A 17,342-nucleotide genomic window follows, 5' to 3' on the forward strand; every position below is an offset into this window, starting at 1 on the left:
GCATACCGTTCAAATTCGAACTATCGAGTGCCAACGTCGGGGGAGCCCGCGGCATTCCTAGGGCTCGGGGACGAGGCCCGGCGCGAGGGCGAAGGAGACCTTCTCCATCAGCGGCTTGCGCCGGGTGTTCTGGAAGGCCGCGATCCGCCACGCGCCGTCGTCGTCGAGGACGAGGGTGTACGTCTGGACCTTGGAGAGCCGAGCGGGCCGCTTGGTCTTGTAGGTGTCACCGCGGCCGTTCACCACGGCCGTGCCCGGTCCGTGGAAGCGGATGTCGAGGATCTCATCCGCCAGTGACGTGCCCTTGAGGAAGCCCGCGAAGAGGACGCGATGGCTCTCCGTGATGGCGCGGCGGCCCCGGTAGAGCGTGCCGACGTAGGTGGTGTAGCCGGCGTCCTCGGTGAAGAGCGCGCCGTAGGCATCGGCGTCGTGACGCCCCCAGGCGTCGACGAGGCCGCTGAGCACGGCCCGGACGGCGGCCTCGGATTCGGCGGTGGACTGCATGACGCTCACTCCCCTGTTGATTGGCGTGGTGCAGATACTGCGCTCGAACAGTATCTGCATGCGCGCAGATATATGGCAAGGGGGGTGAGGTGATCCGCCTACACCGCCGGAGGGTTGAGGCGGGCGAAGCCCTCCTGGCGCTGGTACGGGAAGTAGGGGTAGGCGGCGGTCCGGCCGCTCGCCGCGTCGAGCGCCGCCATCTGCTCGGGGGTGAGCGTCCAGCCCACGGCGCCCAGGTTCTGGCGCAACTGCTCCTCGTTGCGGGCGCCGATGATGACGGAGGACACGGTCGGCCGCTGGAGCAGCCAGCGCAGCGCGATCTGCGGAACGGCCCTGCCGGTCTCCCGCGCGATCTCGTCCAGGGCGTCGACCACGCGGTAGAGGTGCTCGTCCTCGACCGGGGGTCCGTAGGCGGCGGTGTCGTGCAGCCTGCTGCCCGCGGGCAGCGGCTGCCCCCGCCGGATCCTGCCCGTCAGCCGCCCCCAGCCGAGCGGGCTCCAGACGATCGCGCCCAGCCCCTGGTCGAGCCCGAGCGGCATCAGCTCCCACTCGTAGTCGCGGCCGATGAGCGAGTAGTAGACCTGGTGGGCGACGTACCGCTCGCGGCCGTGCCGGTCGGCGGCGGCGAGGGACTTCATCGCCTGCCAGCCGGCGAAGTTGGAGATTCCGAGGTAGCGGATCTTCCCGGCCCGGACCAGGTCGTCCAGCGTGGAGAGCACTTCCTCGACCGGGGTGCCGGCGTCGAATGCGTGCAGCTGGAAGAGGTCGATGTGGTCGGTGCCGAGGCGCCGTAGCGCGCTGTCCACGGAGGTGATCAGGCGGGAGCGGGAGGTGCCGGCCTCGTGCGGGCCGTCGCCCATGGGCAGGCCGGCCTTGGTGGAGATGAGCACCCGGTCCCGGCGGCCTTTCAGGGCGGCGCCGAGAACCTCCTCCGACGCGCCGCCGGAGTACACGTCCGCCGTGTCGAACAGGGTGATCCCGGCGTCGACGCAGATGTCCACGAGGCGCCGCGCCTCCGCCACCCCCGTGGTGCCCCACGAGCCGAAGAGCGGCCCTCGGCCGCCGAAGGTTCCGGCGCCGAAACTCAGCGCCGGGACCTGCAGCCCGGACGCGCCCAGCCGCCTGTACTCCATGATCTGTCTCCTTCTCGCGCCGGGATCCATCTAATGGACCCCTGGTTCCATTAAGATGATCGGGAGCGTAGCAAGTCCGCGCCACTAACGGAACAGGAGTCCTGTTATGGAATCTGCGAAGTCCGCCGGGTCCGAGGTGCGCGGGCGCCTCGAAGGGTCGGACGACCCGGCCGGCCCCGGTGCCGTGCGCCCCGGGGGACGGACCGCGCGGGTGCGCGCGGCGGTGCTGCGGGCCGTCGGGGACGTCCTGGCCGAGCAGGGTTTCGGCCATCTCGACCTCGCCGACATCGCGCGCCGGGCGGAGGTCGGCAAGACGACCGTCTACCGCCGGTGGGGCACGGCCACCGGCCTCGTCACCGATCTCCTCCTGGACATGGCGGAGCAGTCCCTGCCGCGCGCGGAGACGGGCACCCTGACCGGCGATCTGACGGCCAACGCGCGCCTGGTGCGGCGGACGCTGGCCGACCCGCGCCAGGGCGCCCTGTTCAGGGCGGTCATCGCCGCCGCGACCTGCGACCCCAAGGCGGCGCAGGCCCTGCACGGCTTCTATGCCGTCCGCGTCGAGGAATGGGCGCCGTGCGTACGGGACGCCGCCGCCCGGGGCGAGGTGCCGGAGGGCACCGACCCCCAGGAGGTGATCCGCGCCGTCTCGGCCCCGCTGTACTACCGGCTCCTGACCACCAGGCTGCCCCTGGACGAGGCCGCCGCCGATCACGCCGCCACCGCGGCGGCGGCCGCCGCCCGCGCGGGGGCGTACGTACGCGATGCCTCGCCGGACCGGGGGCCGACCTCATGAAGACGTCCGGCGCGGCCGTCCCCGCGGCCGCCCGGACGGTGTCCGGAAAGCGCGGTGGCCGCCTCCGCTCCCGCAGCGGGCGGGCACGCTGCCGGCCCGTACCGGCGCGGCGCCGTGCGGCCATGCGGGGGACCGGCGCCGGGCGAGCCGGCCGTACGAACCGCGATCTTGGCCGGATCCGGCCGTTCGCCCCCGGAACGCACGGCTGAAGATCCCTCGGTGCGCGCCGCCCGTGGCTTACGATCTCGGCGGACGGAGCCCCGGCGGTGCGGGCCCCGCCCCGCGACCGCCGCCCGCCCCGCATCCGTGGAGGTCAACCGTGTTCCGGACGGCCAGAGGAAACCGCAGTCGCCGCAGCAGCTTCCGCTTCCGAGCCGCGGCCGGAACCGCCGCCGCCGGAGCGTTCCTGCTCGCGGGATGCTCGTCGAGCGGCGACGGTCCCGGAGAGGCGGCCGGAGGGGTGCCCGTCGTCGAGAAGGGCAAGCTGACCACCTGCACCCACCTGCCCTACCCGCCGTTCCAGTTCGAGAAGGACGGCAAGGTCGTCGGCTTCGACGTGTCGCTGATCGACCTCGTGGCGAGCCGGCTCAAGGTCGAGCAGAAGATCCTCGACACGCCCTTCGAGAACTTCAAGACCGGCGCCTTCCTCAACTCCGGCGAGTGCGACCTCGCGGCGGCCGGCATGACCATCACCGACGAGCGCAAGAAGAACGTCGACTTCTCCGTCCCCTACTTCGACGCGACCCAGGCGCTGCTCGCCACCAAGAAGAGCGGGATCACCTCCCTCGCCGACCTCAAGGCGAAGGCGAAGAAGCTCGGCGCCCAGGCCGAGACGACCGGCGAGAGCTACGCCAAGGCGCAGGGCTTCGACCCCGTCGCCTTCGAGAGTTCGGACGCGGTGCTGAACGGACTGCGCACCGGGCAGGTCGACGCGGTCGTGATCGACTACCCGGTCGTCCAGGGCTGGCTCAAGGACCCCAAGAACGCCGCGGAGTTCACCCTCGCGCAGAACATCCAGACCGGTGAGCAGTACGGCTTCTCCGTGAAGAAGGGCAACTCCGCCCTCGTGGCCGCCATCGACAAGGCGATCACCGACGCCAAGGCCGACGGCACCTACAAGAAGATCTACGAGCAGTGGATCGGCCCGCTGCCCCAGGCCACACCGTGACCTCTCGGCTGACCCGCCGACAGCGCCGCCGCGCCTCGCAGGGCCTCCAGTACGCCCTCTTCGCGGCGGTGCTGGTCCTGATCGGCTTCTACGCCGACTGGGACCGCCTGCGCAACCAGTTCGCGCAGAAGGACCTGGCCCTGCGGCTCTTCCCGGAGATCATCACCACGGCGCTGCGCAACACGGTGGTCTACACCCTCTCCGGGTTCCTCTTCGGCCTGGTGCTCGGGCTGGTCATCGCCATGATGCGGCTCTCCTCCGTGGCGCCGTACCGGTGGGTCGCGAGCGTTTACATCGAGCTGTTCCGCGGCCTGCCCGCGCTGCTCATCTTCATCTTCGTCGGGGTGGCGGTGCCCCTCGCGTTCCCCGGCACGGAGATCCCCGGCGGTACGTACGGGAAGGTCGCCCTCGGGCTCGGTCTGGTGGCCGCCGCCTACATGGCGGAAACGATTCGGGCCGGCATCCAGGCGGTGCCGAAGGGCCAGATGGAAGCGGCCCGTTCGCTGGGTTTCTCGCACGCCCGCGCCATGGTCTCGGTGATCATTCCGCAGGCCTTCCGGATCGTCATCCCGCCCCTCACCAACGAGCTGGTCCTGCTGTTCAAGGACTCCTCGCTCGTCCTGTTCCTCGGCGTGACGCTGCAGGAACGGGAACTGACGAAGTTCGGCCGGGACCTCGCCAGCCAGACCGCCAACTCCACCCCGATCCTCGTCGCGGGCCTCTGCTACCTCCTGGTGACCGTGCCGCTGAGTTTCGTGGTGCGGCGCCTGGAGGCCCGCGCGGACAAGGCCAGGTAGGACGAGATGCCCCAGAAGACGCAGGCGACGGACACGGGCGCGACGGCGACGGAGCGCCCCGAGATCGAGATCCGCGGACTGCACAAGTCCTTCGGCGACAACCACGTCCTGCGCGGCATCGACCTGGAGGTCGCGCGCGGCGAGGTGGTGTGCGTCATCGGGCCGTCCGGCTCGGGCAAGTCGACGCTGCTGCGGTGCGTGAACCTGCTGGAGGAACCCAGCGACGGCCGGATCTTCGTCGGCGGTACGGAGGTCACCGACCCCGACGTCGACATCGACGCCGTACGCCGCCGCATCGGCATGGTCTTCCAGCAGTTCAACCTCTTCCCGCACGTCAACGTGACCGGGAACCTCACGCTGCCCCAGCGGCGCGTCCTCGGGACGGACCGGGAACGGGCGGCCGCCGTCGCGCGGGAGAACCTCCAGCGGGTCGGCCTCGCCGACAAGTCCGCGGCGTTCCCCGCCCAGTTGTCCGGCGGCCAGCAGCAGCGGGTGGCGATCGCCAGAGCGCTGTCGATGGGCCCGGAAGTGATGCTCTTCGACGAGCCCACCTCGGCGCTCGACCCCGAACTCGTCGGCGAGGTGCTGTCGGTGATGCGGGTCCTGGCCGCCGAGGGCATGACGATGATGGTCGTCACCCACGAGATGAGCTTCGCCCGCGAGGTCGCGGACCGGGTCGTGTTCATGGACGGCGGAGTGATCGTCGAGCAGGGCCCGGCGGCCCAGGTGGTCGGATCGCCGCAGCAGGAGCGGACCAGGAACTTCCTGGACCGCGTTCTGAACCCGGCCGCGGTCGAGCCCCCCGCCCCCGGCACCGAGGGCCCCGGCAGCCGCCCGGCCGGGTAGGGGCGGGGCGCGGGCAGATCAGCGGCGGCGGTCGCCGAAGGGCCACGCCTCGATGTCGCGGTAGTGGATCGGGCCCGGTCCGCGGCCGATGTTGCTGCCCACCAGGTGCAGGCGCTCGGTCCGCCACGGGCGGCCGGTGAACGCGGCGAGCCCCGCGGCCGCCTCCACCACGCTCGCGGGGTCGTCGCGCCGGGCCCTGGCCAGCGTCAGGTGGGGGCGCAGCGGGCGGTCCGGGAAGACCACACCGCACTCCTTGACCACGCCGCGCACCTCCGAGGCGAGCAGCTGGAGCCCTTCGAGGTCCCCCTCGATCCCGCTCCACAGCACCCGCTCGTCGAAGTGCCCGCCGCCCCGCATGGCCAGCCGGAGGGGCCGACTGGCCGCGGCGAGGGCGGCGAGCGGCGCCCGCAGGAGCGTGGCGGCCGTCACCGGCAGCTCCCCGAGGAACGCCAGGGTGATGTGCCAGTCCTCGATCCGGTTCCACCGCATCCGCGGGTAGGCGTCATAGGCGGGGCGCAGCGCCCGGGCCAGCTCGTCCTTCGCGTCGTCGGGCGGGGCGAGCGCTATGAACACGCGGATGGTCGGGATGGGCGGCTGCGTCTCTTCGGTCACGGAGAACTTCGTACACCACCGGCCGCCGGACCGTGCGCACGCCCCACCCGGGCGGCTGCCGGCCGGGCCCCGTCCGGCCGGTGCGGGGCCGGGGCCCGCGCGCGCATAGGCTCGGCGCATGACACCCATGGGCGCGCAGGACCTCGACCGTGTCGTCTCGGAGGCCGTCCGGGCGCTGCGGGCCGTCGCGCACCTCGACTGGTCCGGTCCGGCGGCGGGGCTGGAGTGGAGCTGCCGCGACACGGCCGTCCACCTGGCCGGTGACCTCACCGGCTTCGCGGCGCAGCTGGCCGGGCGGGCCCGGGACGGCTACCTCCCGTTCGTCGTCGGAGCGGCCCCCCGCACCGCTCCCGCCGGGCTGACGGACCTCGTCGAGGCGGCCGGCCGACTGCTGTCCGCCGCCGTGTCCGCCGCGCCGCGGGGCGCCCGGGCCTGGCACCCGGCCGGGGTGGCGGGACCCGACGGGTTCGCGGCGATGGGGGCCGCCGAACTCCTGCTGCACACGCACGACATCGTGCGCGGCCTGGGCGTCACCGACTGGCAGGCGCCCTGGTCCGCGGCCGGGCAGGTCCTGGAGCGGCTCTTCCCGCACGCGCCGCGCTCCGTCGAGGGGGGACCCTGGGGCTCGCTGCTCGCGGCCACCGGGCGCGCCGATCTCCCCGGCCTGCCGCGGCGGCGGAACTGGCGCTGGTTCAACGACCCGCTCCCCGGCGCGGGCGTGGTGCTCTGCGAGATCTCCCCGTCCGCCGCGGCCGACCTCTACGAGGGCGGCGACGGCGGTTTCGCCTGGCCGGCCGAGGGCCCGGGCGAAGGCACCCGCATCGCCTCCGGCATGGTGGGGCTGGCCCGCGAGGTGGGGGAGTACCGCCCGGGCTGGGGCCCGTACGCGATCGTCCGGCTGAGCGACCGCCGGGCGATCGGCGGGGCCGGGTTCCACGGCGCACCGGATCCCGACGGGCACGCGGAGGTCGGCTACGACCTCGTCCCCTCGGCCCGCGGCCACGGCCACGCCACCGAGGCGCTGCGCGCCCTGGCGGGCTGGGCCTTCGCGCAGCCGGGCGTCACGGAGCTGCACGCCACCGTCGAGGAGGGGAACCTCCCCTCCCACGGGGTGGTCGCGCGGGTCGGCTTCCGGCGGGCGGGCTCGGACGAGGACGGCGTCCGCTACCTGCTGCGCCACCCGGAGGCGGCGGCCGAGGGGGAGAGCACGTAGGGGGAACGGTTCAGGAGACGGCGTACCACTGGCTGGCCCAGCCGGTGTTGATGGTGCTGGTGGACTGCTCGGCGAGGTTCACGGTGGCCGGCAGGGACGTCTGGTCGCTCAGCACGGTGCTGTAGCGCAGGTTGGGCGGGGTCAGGCCCGCGTTGACCGAGATCCCCGCGCCCGTGGACTTTAGGGTGAGGCCGTTGGTGGCCCAACTGCCGTTGAGCAGGAGGGCGATGAAGTACGTACCGGGCTCGGCGGTGAAAGGCTCCGCGAGGGCCAGAGGCTTGGCGACCGGGTCGGTCATCAGCTGCGGCGAGATGTCCGCAGTGGCGCCGCGCAGGGCGCCGCGGGCGTCGTAGACACCGAGCTGGCAGTGGGAGAGCTGGGCCTTCGGGTCGATCCCCGCGAGCCCCAGCCAGATGGCGGACCAGGTGATCCGTTCCCGCAGCACGATCCGGACCAGGGTGACCCGGCCGCCGACCCCGGCGGCGGACTGGGCGGTGACGTGCCCGGCGTCATTGGGGTCGCCCGTCCAGGCGAGCAGGTTCTGGTCCTGGGGCCGCGGTCCCGCGTACCCGGAACCGCCGCCGGGCGCGGTGGGGGAGGACGCCGGGGGAACCGGGGCCGCGGTGCTGCTCCCGCCCGCGCGGGGACCGCCGCCGGAGCCGGAACAGCCGGTCAGGACGAGCGCCACCGCGAGCGCGGTCGCGAGGCGGCCCGGGACGAGGGTGGTACGGGTGCGCATGGTCCCCCCATGACGTTCAGGTCGTTCCTGTGTGCCGAAGGGATCATGCTCACATACGCTCCCGGGCCGCTGCCGCGGGCCCCGGCGCCGGGCCGGCGAGGGCTCCTCGGCGCGGGGGACGGGGCCCGCGCGTTCAGCCCTCGGTGCGCAGCGCCTCGGCCCGCGTTTCGATCGACGTGATCAGGGCCTCCACCCGGGCGCGGAAGATCTGTTCGTCCGTCACTTCGGCGAGAGCCGTGCCCAGTCGGGTGATGTGGGGGAACCCCTCAGGATCGACCAGCCGGTACTCGCGGCTCCAGGAGGACTCGTCGGCGGCCCGGACGTCCGGGTCGAAGAGCAGGTAGGCGGCGCGCTGGCCGACGTACGCGAGCAGGGAGTCGCCGACCATCCGGTAGTGGACGGCGGCCTCCGCCCCGTCGAGGCCGGCCTCGCGCACCGCGCCGAGGATCAGCTCGACCACGCGGAACTCGTTCGTCCTGCGGGTGGTCCGGCTGGCCATCGTCGAGCCGACGACGGGGTACTTGAGGGCGACCTCCAGCGAGCCGTCGGCGAGGGCGCGCAGCCGGTCCTTCCAGTCGAGGCCCTCGGGGATGCTGTCGAGGACCTCGCCGAGGGTGCGGTCGGCGACGGACAGCAGCAGCTCATCCTTGTCGCGGAAATGGCGGTAGATCGCGGTCGGGTCGGCGCCGAGTTCCTCGCCGAGGCGTCGGACGGTGAAGGCGTCCGCGCTGCCGCGGGCGGCGATGCGCAGGCTGGCTTCGATGATCGCGTCGGGCGTGAGCTGGCTGCCGGCGCGCTTGGACCGGGCGGGGGTCTCGGATGACTTCGGCATGGTGCGGCCAGTGTAACGATGTGGAGCAGAGGCAGCGCAACACCGTTGACAACAATGTTGCGCTCCCGTTCACTCCTCCTCAACACACGCCGTGCGGGTCCGTCCCGCCGAGCCGCCGGAGGATGCCTCGATGGCCACCAACAGCCCACGGACCAGCGAGCGGACCCCGCAGCGGGCCGACACCGTCTTCGTCGGGGGGCGGGTCTTCACCGGGACCGGGCCCGCACCGGTCGAGGCCGCCGTGGCCGTCGGAGGCGGGCGGATCCTCGCCGTCGCCGACGCCGCCACCGTGCGCTCCCTCGCGGACGCCGACACCGAGGTCGTGGACCTCGCGGGCGGACTGCTCGTCCCCGGCTTCCAGGACGCCCACGTCCACCCGGCGGTGGCGGGGGTCCAGATGCTCAGCTGCGACCTGAGCGGGGAGCACACCATCGACGGCTACCTCGCCGTCGTCGCCGCGTACGCCGAACAGCACCCCGGGGCGGCCTGGATCCGCGGCGGCGGCTGGTCCATGGACGTCTTCCCCGGCGGGACGCCGACCCGCGCGATGCTCGACGCGGTGGTCCCGGACCGGCCCGTCCTGCTCACCAACCGGGACGGCCACGGAGCCTGGGTCAACACCCGCGCCCTGGAGGCCTCCGGCATCGACGCGACCACGCCGGACCCGGTCGACGGCCGGATCGAGCGCGAGAGCGACGGCTTCCCGGCCGGCACCCTCCAGGAGGGCGCCATGGACCTGGTGGCCCGGCACGTGCCCCTCGCGACGGCGGACGAGGCCCACGCCGGACTGCTCGCCGCGCAGGAGCACCTGTTCTCCCTCGGCGTGACGAGCTGGCAGGACGCCATGATCGGCGCCTTCCCCGGCAACCCCGACAACTACGGCGTCTACCTGCGCGCCGCCCGCGAGGGCTCGCTGCGCGCCCGCGTCGTCGGCGCCCTGTGGTGGGACCGCGAACGCGGCGTGGAGCAGATACCCGACCTGGAGGAGCGCCGTCGCACCGGCCGGGTCGGCCGTTTCCACGCCACCAGCGTGAAGATCATGCAGGACGGCATCGCCGAGAACTTCACGGCCGGACTCCTGGAGCCGTACCTCGACGGCTGCGGCTGCGCCACCGGGAACTCCGGGCTCAGCTTCATCGACCCGGAGGTGCTCACGGAGGCGGTGTCCCGGCTCGACGCCCTGGGGTTCCAGCTCCACTTCCACGCCCTCGGGGACAGGGCGGTGCGCGAGGTGCTCGACGCCCTCACCGCGGCCCGCGCGGCCAACGGGGCCAACGACAACCGCCACCACCTCGCGCACCTCCAGATCGTCCACCCCGACGACATCGCGCGCTTCGCGGCCCTGGACGCGGCCGCCAACATCCAGGCGCTGTGGGCCGCGCACGAACCGCAGATGGACGAGCTCACGATCCCCTTCCTGGGCCCCGAACGGGCCGCGCTCCAGTACCCGTTCGGTGACCTGCGGCGTGCGGGGGTCCGCCTGGTGGCGGGCAGCGACTGGTCGGTGAGCAGTCCCAACCCGATGTGGGGCATCCACGTGGCCGTCAACCGCAGCGTCCCCGACGAAAACCCGGACCCGGACGTGGAGTTCGAGCCGATGGCACCCTTCTTTCCGGAACAGGCCCTGACCCTCGCCGAAGCGCTGACCGCCTACACCGCCGGCAGCGCGTGGGTGAACCACCTGGACGAGGTCACCGGCACCGTCGAGGTGGGCAAGTACGCGGACCTCGTCGTGCTGGACCGGGACCCCTTCGCGCACCCCTCGCTGGAGATCGCCGACACGCGCGTGCTCCGTACGTACATCGACGGCGAACTGGTCTTCGCCGCCACCGGCTGAGCCGCTGCCGATCCGAACGCCGTCACCGGCCGGGCCGCCACCCCGGCCGGGTGCCACCCACCCCACCGCGCTTCATCCCCCTCAGGGAGCCGAACGATGTCACCAGCCCGACCGGGATCCCCCGCCGGCCGACGGAGCGGCCGCGCCGGCGGCCGCACCCGCCTGCGCCACGCCCTGGCGGCCGCCGTCGCCGCCGCCACCGTCCTCGTGACCAGCGCGTGCGGCGGCGCCGCGCACCGGGCCGAGGACGAGCCCACCGCGTACCGCCTCACGGACAAGACCCCCGCCGCCACCCGGAACGTTGACTCCTTCACCTGGTCGACCTACGCCGAGCCGACCACCATCGACTACGCGTACTCCTTCGACTTCCCGCCCAACCAGATCCTCGCCAACGTCTGCGAGAGCCTGCTGCGCTGGAACCCGGACCTGACCACCTCGCCGAGCCTCGCGACCGCCTACACCAACCCCACCCCCACCACCTGGGTCTACCAGATCCGCCCCGGCGTGAGCTTCCACGACGGGACGGTGCTCACCGCGGACGACGTCGTCGCCTCACTGCGCCGCAACCTCGACCCGGCGACGGCCAGCGTCTGGGCGAACCCGTACAGGAACGTCAAGTCCATCGACCTGACCGGCCCGATGGAAGTCACCGTCACCCTGACCAGGCCCGACTCCAGCTTCAACCAGTACCTGGCCGCCGGCCCCGGCACCGTGGAATCCGCCGCCACCCTCGCCAAGTCCGGCAAGGACTACGGCAATCCGCAGACCGGCGTGAACTGCACCGGGCCGTTCTCCTTCGGATCCTGGACCTCCGGCCAGTCCCTCACCCTCAAGCGGTTCGACGGCTACTGGAACCCGCAGCTGAAGGCCAAGTCCGGCGAGGTGAAGTTCGTCTTCCTCGGCGACGCGACCACCCGCGTCAACGCCTTCCAGAGCGGCGAGGTCGACGGCGGCTGGATGGTCCCGCCGACCGCCTACGCGCAACTGGGCTCCACCCAGGCCGGAACGCTCTACTTCGGCCGCAACACCACCGTCGCCGACGAGGTCGTCGCCAACCTCAAGGGCCCCCTCGGCGACGCCCGCGTGCGCCGCGCCCTGCTCATGGCCACCGACCGCAAGGGCATCGTGAAGGCCGGCGCGGGCGGGGTCGGCGAGGTCTCCGACTCGCTCGTCACCGACAACCTCTGGGCGGCAGCGCCCGCCGCGTCCCGCGACGCCCTCCTGAAGGACATGGCGACGTACCCGTACGACCCGGCGAAGGCCAAGGCGCTCGCCGCGGAGGCCGGAGTGAACGGCCAGAAGGTGGTCATCGCGACCAGTCCGCTCGACTCGCAGACCACCATCATCACCCAGGCCATCGCCCAGGCAGCCACCGCCATCGGGCTCAAGCCGCAGATCGACTCGGTGTCGGCGGAGAAGTACACCACCCTCTTCACCGACCCGGCCGCCCGCGAGGGCATCGACCTGTTCCTCACCTTCTGGAACACCTCCATCACCGACCCGCTGGACATGTACGGCGCCCTCCAGACCGGCGCGTTCGCCAACTACGGCGGCTGGTCCCACCCCGCCTTCGACCAGGCCGTCGACCGGGCGATCGGGGCGTACGACCCCGCCGAGCACGCGGCCGCCAACGCCGAGGCGCAGCGGATCGCCCAGCGGGAACTGCCCTGGCTGCCCCTGTACACCCAGCCCGTCAGCGTCTTCATGGGCAAGCGGATCACCGGCGTCCAGCCGTCCATCGCCTACCTGTACTACCCCTGGGCGGCCGAGATCGGAGCCAAGGGATGACGGCCGCGGTGGCCCGGGCCGCCCGGGCGCTGCGCCGCCTGGCCGCGATGGCGGCGACCCTGCTGGTCACCTCCTTCCTCGTCTTCTCCTCCCTGTTCCTGGCACCCGGTGACCCCGCGAGCTTCCTGATCAAGGGGCGCAGCCCCGGCCCGGCGGAACTCGCCGCCATCCGCCGCCAGTACGGCTTCGACGAACCGTTCCTGCTCCGGTACTGGCACTGGCTCGAAGGGGTGCTCCAGGGCGACTTCGGCCGCTCGTACCTCTTCCACCAGGACGTCTCCGCGGTCATCTGGTCCCGGCTGCCCTCGTCCCTGCTGCTGGTCGGCGTCTCCGCCTTCATGATCGCGGTGTTCGGCATCGGATCGGGGATCGTCGGCGCGCTGCGCCGCGGCACCCGCCTCGACCGCTCGCTGCTGCTCCTGGTGACCGTGGGCGCCGCCGCGCCCGCCTTCGTCGCGGCGCTGCTGCTGCGCTCCGTCCTCGGCGTGCAGCTGGGCTGGTTCCCGACGATCGGGAACGGCTCCGGCGCCCTGGACCGGCTGCACCACGTGGTCCTCCCGGCCGTCGCCCTGTCCGTCACCTTCACCGCCCTGGTCACCCGCGTGACCCGCTCGGCGATGCTCGACGAACTGCGCCGCGACCACGTCGAGGTCGCCCTGAGCCGGGGCACGCCGCGCCGCACCGTCATCCGGCGCCACGTCCTGCGCAACGCGCTCGGCCCGATCGTGACCGTCTCCGCGCTCCTCGTCTCGGGGATGCTGGTCAGCACCGCGATCGTGGAGACCGCCTTCGGCATGTCCGGCGTGGGCTCCCTGCTGGTGCAGTCCGTCGACCAGCTCGACTTCCAGGTCGTCCAGGCCATCGTGCTGCTGGTGGTGGCCGCGTTCGTCGTCGTCAACGCCCTGGTCGACCTCGTCCACCCACTGATCGATCCGCGCATGGCGGCCGGGGGGAGCGCCCGATGAACACCCTTCCCGACACGGACCCCGGCGCCCGTACGCCGCACGCCCCGTACACCGCGCCCGTCCCGCGCACCCGCCCGGACCGGTTCGCCCGGCTCCGCCGCCTCGGCGGCGGCCCCCTCCAGCGGGCCTGCCTCGCGCTCCTGGTCCTCTTCGTCCTGGTCGCGCTGCTGGCACCCTGGATCACCCCGCAGGACCCGACCTTCGGCCACCTCGGCGACACCTTGCTGGGCCCCGGCGCCGGGCACTGGCTGGGCACCGACCAGGGCGGTCACGACACGTTCTCGGCGCTCCTCGCCGGCACCCGGACGAGCCTGGCGGGCCCGCTCGCCGTCGTCGTGTCCTCCACCGTCCTCGGCACCGCCGTCGGCCTGTTCAGCGCCTGGCGCGGCGGCTGGGTGGACACCGCCGTCAGCCGGGTCCTCGACGTCATGTTCGCCTTTCCCGCACTGCTGCTGGCGATCCTCGCCGTGGCCCTCTTCGGCAAGGGGATGACGGCTCCGGTCCTCGCCATGGGGATCGCCTACATGCCGTACACGGCGCGCCTGGTGCGCGGCCTGGCCGTCCAGGAGAAGACGCGGCCCTACATCGCCGCCTACCGGGTGCAGGGCCACTCGGCCCTGTACGTCACCGTCCGCAGGCTGCTGCCGAACATCGCCCCCACGCTGCTCGCCCAGTCGACGGTGAACTTCGGCTACGCGCTGCTCGACCTGGCCGCGCTCTCCTTCCTCGGGCTCGGCGTCCAGCCACCCACCCCCGACTGGGGAGCCATGATCAACCAGGGGCAGGCGGCCGTCCTGCAAGGGCAGCCGCTGTCCGCGATCGCCCCGGCCGTCGCCGTCGTCCTGGTCGTCGTCGCCTTCAACATCGTCGGGGAAGACCTCGGCGACCGGCTCGCGGGGCGGAACTCCTGATGACACTGCTCGCATACGACGCCCTGGGCGTCACCCTTCCGGGCACGGCCCGCCCCGTCCTCGACGGAGTGGACCTCACCGTCGCGGCCGGGGAGGTCGTCGCCCTCGTCGGCGAATCCGGCTCCGGCAAGTCCGTCACCGCGCGCGCCGCCCTCGGCCTGTTCCCGCAGGGCGCCGCGATCGAGGGTCGCGTCCGCGTCGACGGGACCGACCTGGTCGGCGCGGGTCCCGCCGCCCTGCGCGAGGTACGGACGCACAAGGCGGCGATGATCTACCAGGACCCCCGGGCCGCCATCAACCCCGTCCGCCGGGTCGGGGACTTCCTCACCGAGCCGCTGCGCCTCGTCCACGGCTGGTCCGCCGCGCGGGCGGACGTCCGCGCCGCCGAACTGCTCGGCGCGGTCGGCCTGCCCGACCCGGAACGGCACCTGCGCCAGTTCCCGCACGAGCTCTCCGGCGGCATGCTCCAGCGCGTGGTCATCGCCGCCGCCCTCACCGCCGAACCCCGGCTGCTGCTCTGCGACGAACCGACCACCGCGCTGGACGTCAGCACCCAGGCCGAGATCCTCGGCCTCCTGGGCCGCCTGCAACGCGAACGCGGCCTCGGGCTCCTGTTGATCACCCACGACATCGAACTCGCCGCCGCCGTCAGCGACCGCATCTACGTCATGTACGCGGGCCGGATCGTCGAGACGGCGCCGGTCGGGGAACTCTTCGCCGCCCCGCGGCACCCCTACACCGCCGGCCTGCTCGGCTCCTCCCCGCCGCTCACCGGCCCCCTCGGCCGCCTCACCCCCATCCCCGGCGCACCGATGGGACTCCTGGAGTCGGCACCGGGCTGCGCCTTCGCACCCCGCTGCGCCTTCGCCGCACCCGGCCTCTGCGACCAGTCCCCGCCCCCGCGGGAGCGCCACGGCCGGGCCGAGGTCGCCTGCCACCGCACCGCCGAGCTCACCGGTACCGCCGCACTCACCACCGCCGCCGGATCCACCCGGGGCGGCCGACCCACCCGCAAGGAGGACAGGTGAGCGTCCACACCGTCCGGCCGGCCACGGCCACCGCGCCGCCCGCCCCGGAGCTTCTCCGGGTGACCGGCCTGCGCAAGACCTACCGGACCGGCGGGACCGAGGTCGTCGCGGTCGACGACCTGTCCTTCTCCCTCCGCACGGGCGGCGCCCTCGGCATCGTGGGGGAGTCCGGTTCCGGGAAGACCACCACCGCCCGGATGCTGATCGGCCTCGAACGCCCCGACGCGGGTGAGATCCTCGTCCAGGGCGAGCCGCTGGCCGCGTCCGTCCGGGGACGGGCGGCGCGGCTGGCCCGCGCCAAGGCCGTCCAGATCGTCTTCCAGGACCCCTACCTCTCCCTCGACGGCCGGATCACCATCGGCGCGACCGTCGACGGGGTCCTGCGGCTGCACGGCGCGCACGACCGCACGGCCCGGGCGGCGCGCGCCCGGGAACTGCTGGACCAGGTCGGACTCGGCCCCCGCGAAGCGGCCGCCCTGCCCCGCCACCTCTCGGGCGGCCAGCGCCAACGCGCCGCGATCGCGCGGGCGCTGGCGGTCGAACCGGCCGTCCTGGTGCTCGACGAGGCGGTGTCCGCCCTGGACGTGTCCGTACAGGCGCAGGTGCTCAACCTGCTCGCGGACATCCGGCGCGACACCGGCATCGGCCTGGTCTTCGTCAGCCACGACCTGGCCGTGGTGCGCTACGTGTGCGACGAGGCCCTGGTCATGCACCGGGGCCGTACGCGGGAACACCGGCCGGTGTCCGAGCTGCTGAGCGACCCCCGGCACCCGTACACCCGGCTGCTGCTGGCGTCCGTACCGCGTCCGGGCTGGGACCCCGAATCGATCGGCCGGCGGCGCCGCGAGATCGACCCGGTGTCCGGCGGCTGAGGGCCGCCACGAAGGGGAGCCCCGGGAGATGGTTCCCGGGGCTCCCCTGTGTCGCGCCGCCGCGGGGGAGCGGGGTGTGCATCCGGCGCGATGTAAGGAGAAACGATCCGGCGCGGCTTCGGTCACGCCCGGGAAGCCGCCGGAGCCGGTGACGTCACCCGGCCTGCCGTCACCGGGCGGACCGGGCCTCAACGGCCCTGGAGCGCCCTGACGTTGTCGCCGAAGGTCCAGTTCCGGGACCCGTCCCAGTTCAGCGACCAGGTCATCAGCCCCTTGAGCCGGCCCCCGTAGCCGTTCCACGCCTGCGCGACCAGGTTCGGGCTCATGTAGCCGCCGCCCGCGCCCGGTTGGGCGGGAAGTCCCGGGACCTGCTTGTCGTAGGGCACCTTGACCGTGGTGTTCTGGACGACGAGGCCGCGGTCGAGGCAGTCCGTCTGCGCCCGGAAGCCCGCGACGGTTCCCGCGGAGTAGGAGTCGCCGGAGCAGCCGTACATGCTGCCGTTGTAGTACTGCATGTTCAGCCACCACAGGCGGCCGTTGTCCGCGTACTTCTTGACGATCGGGAGGTACGCGCCCCAGATCGAGCCGTAGGCCACGCTGCCGCCCGTCACGTAGGCGGTCTCGGGAGCCATCGTCAGGCCGAAGGACGGCGGCATCTGCGCGAGCACGCCGTCGATGATGCGGATCAGGTTGGCCTGGGACGTGGAGAGCCGGGTGATGCTTCCCGAGCCGACGAGCCCCGTCTCGATGTCGATGTCGATGCCGTCGAAGTTGTACTTCTTCAGCAGGGGCACGACGGTCGCCACGAACCGGTCGGCCACCGCGCTGGAGCCGAGGTCGATGCCCGCCGCCGCGCCGCCGATGGACATCAGCACGGTGAGGCCGTCCTGTTTGGCCTGGCACATCTCGGCGGGGGTCGGCACCTTCACGGTGCTGTCCATGCCGTCCTCCCACAGGACGGTGCCGTCGGAGCGGATGACGGGGAAGGCCGCGTTGACGACGTTGTAGCCGTGGGCACGGATGCGGCTGTCGGTGAGGGGGATCCAGCCGAGCGGCGGGTGGACGCCGTTCGAGGCGCCGTCCCAGTTCTCCCAGTAGCCCTGGAGGACGGTGCCGGTGGGCCTCGGTTTCACCGCGCAGGTGTCGGGTGCGGCCGGCGCGGGTGCCGCCGCCGCGGCGGGTAACTGGGTGAGGAATGCCGTCACGAGTGCGACGCCGAGCAGACGGATGGTGCGGCGGATCATGAGGTGCTCCCTTCGTGCCGTTCGCGGTGTCCGTGCCGGGGCGGGGGGACGGGCCGG

Annotated in this window: 17 protein-coding genes; 11 read left to right on the top strand and 6 right to left on the bottom strand. The window is 73.0% G+C overall.

Annotated elements, in window-relative coordinates; all coding sequences use genetic code 11:
• Positions 1–57 precede the first annotated feature (57 nt).
• Both AC0693_RS11280 and AC0693_RS11285 read right to left on the bottom strand, forming a co-directional pair.
• Positions 58–504 (bottom strand): SgcJ/EcaC family oxidoreductase, encoded by a 447-nt coding sequence (locus tag AC0693_RS11280; RefSeq protein ID WP_478801570.1) that lies wholly within the window; start codon positions 502–504, stop codon positions 58–60.
• A gap of 98 nt (positions 505–602) precedes the next feature.
• Positions 603–1,637, bottom strand: a complete 1,035-nt coding sequence (locus AC0693_RS11285; protein WP_469333218.1) for an aldo/keto reductase — start codon at positions 1,635–1,637, stop codon at positions 603–605.
• A gap of 106 nt (positions 1,638–1,743) precedes the next feature.
• On the opposite strand from AC0693_RS11285, the gene AC0693_RS11290 reads away from it, so the two are divergent.
• The 4 genes from AC0693_RS11290 to AC0693_RS11305 all read left to right on the top strand — a co-directional run bounded on the left by AC0693_RS11290 (position 1,744) and on the right by AC0693_RS11305 (position 5,244).
• Positions 1,744–2,433 (top strand): TetR/AcrR family transcriptional regulator, encoded by a 690-nt coding sequence (locus AC0693_RS11290; RefSeq protein ID WP_478801571.1) that lies wholly within the window; start codon positions 1,744–1,746, stop codon positions 2,431–2,433.
• 319 nt (positions 2,434–2,752) lie between these two features.
• On the top strand, positions 2,753–3,601 hold the full coding sequence (locus tag AC0693_RS11295; RefSeq protein WP_478801572.1) for an ABC transporter substrate-binding protein: 849 nt from the start codon (positions 2,753–2,755) through the stop codon (positions 3,599–3,601).
• The gene (locus AC0693_RS11300; RefSeq protein WP_468466135.1) at positions 3,598–4,398 is read left to right on the top strand and encodes an amino acid ABC transporter permease; all 801 of its coding nucleotides are present in this window, start codon (positions 3,598–3,600) and stop codon (positions 4,396–4,398) included. The genes AC0693_RS11295 and AC0693_RS11300 overlap by 4 nt, the downstream gene beginning before the upstream one ends.
• Before the next feature lie 6 nt (positions 4,399–4,404).
• A complete protein-coding gene (locus AC0693_RS11305) occupies positions 4,405–5,244 on the top strand; it encodes an amino acid ABC transporter ATP-binding protein (protein WP_469333221.1) in 840 nt (279 codons plus the stop codon).
• 18 nt (positions 5,245–5,262) lie between these two features.
• Here AC0693_RS11305 and thpR read toward each other — a convergent pair whose 3' ends face one another.
• Positions 5,263–5,856 carry an RNA 2',3'-cyclic phosphodiesterase gene (gene thpR / locus AC0693_RS11310; RefSeq protein WP_469315876.1) on the bottom strand — a complete coding sequence of 198 codons (594 nt, stop codon included), beginning with the start codon at positions 5,854–5,856 and terminating at the stop codon, positions 5,263–5,265.
• 118 nt (positions 5,857–5,974) lie between these two features.
• Between thpR and AC0693_RS11315 the strand changes: the two genes are divergently transcribed.
• Positions 5,975–7,069, top strand: coding sequence for a GNAT family N-acetyltransferase (locus AC0693_RS11315; protein WP_478801573.1), 1,095 nt, complete (start codon positions 5,975–5,977; stop codon positions 7,067–7,069).
• A gap of 10 nt (positions 7,070–7,079) precedes the next feature.
• Here AC0693_RS11315 and AC0693_RS11320 read toward each other — a convergent pair whose 3' ends face one another.
• A complete protein-coding gene (locus AC0693_RS11320; protein WP_469315878.1) occupies positions 7,080–7,808 on the bottom strand; it encodes a hypothetical protein in 729 nt (242 codons plus the stop codon).
• Positions 7,809–7,941: 133 nt separating this feature from the next.
• Positions 7,942–8,640 (bottom strand): TetR/AcrR family transcriptional regulator, encoded by a 699-nt coding sequence (locus AC0693_RS11325; RefSeq protein ID WP_478801574.1) that lies wholly within the window; start codon positions 8,638–8,640, stop codon positions 7,942–7,944.
• A gap of 130 nt (positions 8,641–8,770) precedes the next feature.
• On the opposite strand from AC0693_RS11325, the gene AC0693_RS11330 reads away from it, so the two are divergent.
• The 6 genes from AC0693_RS11330 to AC0693_RS11355 all read left to right on the top strand — a co-directional run bounded on the left by AC0693_RS11330 (position 8,771) and on the right by AC0693_RS11355 (position 16,041).
• On the top strand, positions 8,771–10,477 hold the full coding sequence (locus tag AC0693_RS11330) for an amidohydrolase (protein ID WP_469333224.1): 1,707 nt from the start codon (positions 8,771–8,773) through the stop codon (positions 10,475–10,477).
• A gap of 96 nt (positions 10,478–10,573) precedes the next feature.
• Positions 10,574–12,265, top strand: coding sequence for an ABC transporter substrate-binding protein (locus tag AC0693_RS11335; protein ID WP_478801575.1), 1,692 nt, complete (start codon positions 10,574–10,576; stop codon positions 12,263–12,265).
• A complete protein-coding gene (locus AC0693_RS11340; RefSeq protein ID WP_468466119.1) occupies positions 12,262–13,230 on the top strand; it encodes an ABC transporter permease in 969 nt (322 codons plus the stop codon). Before AC0693_RS11335 ends, AC0693_RS11340 begins: the two co-directional genes overlap by 4 nt.
• Positions 13,227–14,141, top strand: coding sequence for an ABC transporter permease (locus AC0693_RS11345; RefSeq protein WP_478801576.1), 915 nt, complete (start codon positions 13,227–13,229; stop codon positions 14,139–14,141). The genes AC0693_RS11340 and AC0693_RS11345 overlap by 4 nt, the downstream gene beginning before the upstream one ends.
• Positions 14,141–15,169: an ABC transporter ATP-binding protein gene (locus AC0693_RS11350; protein ID WP_478801577.1), complete on the top strand. Its 1,029-nt coding sequence runs from the start codon at positions 14,141–14,143 to the stop codon at positions 15,167–15,169. Before AC0693_RS11345 ends, AC0693_RS11350 begins: the two co-directional genes overlap by 1 nt.
• A complete protein-coding gene (locus AC0693_RS11355; protein ID WP_478801578.1) occupies positions 15,166–16,041 on the top strand; it encodes an ABC transporter ATP-binding protein in 876 nt (291 codons plus the stop codon). Before AC0693_RS11350 ends, AC0693_RS11355 begins: the two co-directional genes overlap by 4 nt.
• 188 nt (positions 16,042–16,229) lie before the next feature.
• On the opposite strand, the gene AC0693_RS11360 is transcribed toward AC0693_RS11355, so the two are convergent.
• Positions 16,230–17,285, bottom strand: coding sequence for a chitinase (locus AC0693_RS11360; RefSeq protein WP_468466111.1), 1,056 nt, complete (start codon positions 17,283–17,285; stop codon positions 16,230–16,232).
• Positions 17,286–17,342: the final 57 nt, after the last annotated feature.

Source organism: Streptomyces sp. NPDC043876 (genome assembly GCF_056435825.1).

Bases quoted from the DNA above. Each gene is read 5' to 3' on its own strand.
- AC0693_RS11280 (WP_478801570.1), bottom strand. From the start codon at position 504: ATGCAGTCCACCGCCGAATCCGAGGCCGCCGTCCGGGCCGTGCTCAGC.
- AC0693_RS11285 (WP_469333218.1), bottom strand. From the start codon at position 1,637: ATGGAGTACAGGCGGCTGGGCGCGTCCGGGCTGCAGGTCCCGGCGCTG.
- AC0693_RS11290 (WP_478801571.1), top strand. From the start codon at position 1,744: ATGGAATCTGCGAAGTCCGCCGGGTCCGAGGTGCGCGGGCGCCTCGAA.
- AC0693_RS11305 (WP_469333221.1), top strand. From the start codon at position 4,405: ATGCCCCAGAAGACGCAGGCGACGGACACGGGCGCGACGGCGACGGAG.
- AC0693_RS11315 (WP_478801573.1), top strand. From the start codon at position 5,975: ATGACACCCATGGGCGCGCAGGACCTCGACCGTGTCGTCTCGGAGGCC.
- AC0693_RS11320 (WP_469315878.1), bottom strand. From the start codon at position 7,808: ATGCGCACCCGTACCACCCTCGTCCCGGGCCGCCTCGCGACCGCGCTC.
- AC0693_RS11325 (WP_478801574.1), bottom strand. From the start codon at position 8,640: ATGCCGAAGTCATCCGAGACCCCCGCCCGGTCCAAGCGCGCCGGCAGC.
- AC0693_RS11330 (WP_469333224.1), top strand. From the start codon at position 8,771: ATGGCCACCAACAGCCCACGGACCAGCGAGCGGACCCCGCAGCGGGCC.
- AC0693_RS11335 (WP_478801575.1), top strand. From the start codon at position 10,574: ATGTCACCAGCCCGACCGGGATCCCCCGCCGGCCGACGGAGCGGCCGC.
- AC0693_RS11340 (WP_468466119.1), top strand. From the start codon at position 12,262: ATGACGGCCGCGGTGGCCCGGGCCGCCCGGGCGCTGCGCCGCCTGGCC.
- AC0693_RS11345 (WP_478801576.1), top strand. From the start codon at position 13,227: ATGAACACCCTTCCCGACACGGACCCCGGCGCCCGTACGCCGCACGCC.
- AC0693_RS11350 (WP_478801577.1), top strand. From the start codon at position 14,141: ATGACACTGCTCGCATACGACGCCCTGGGCGTCACCCTTCCGGGCACG.
- AC0693_RS11360 (WP_468466111.1), bottom strand. From the start codon at position 17,285: ATGATCCGCCGCACCATCCGTCTGCTCGGCGTCGCACTCGTGACGGCA.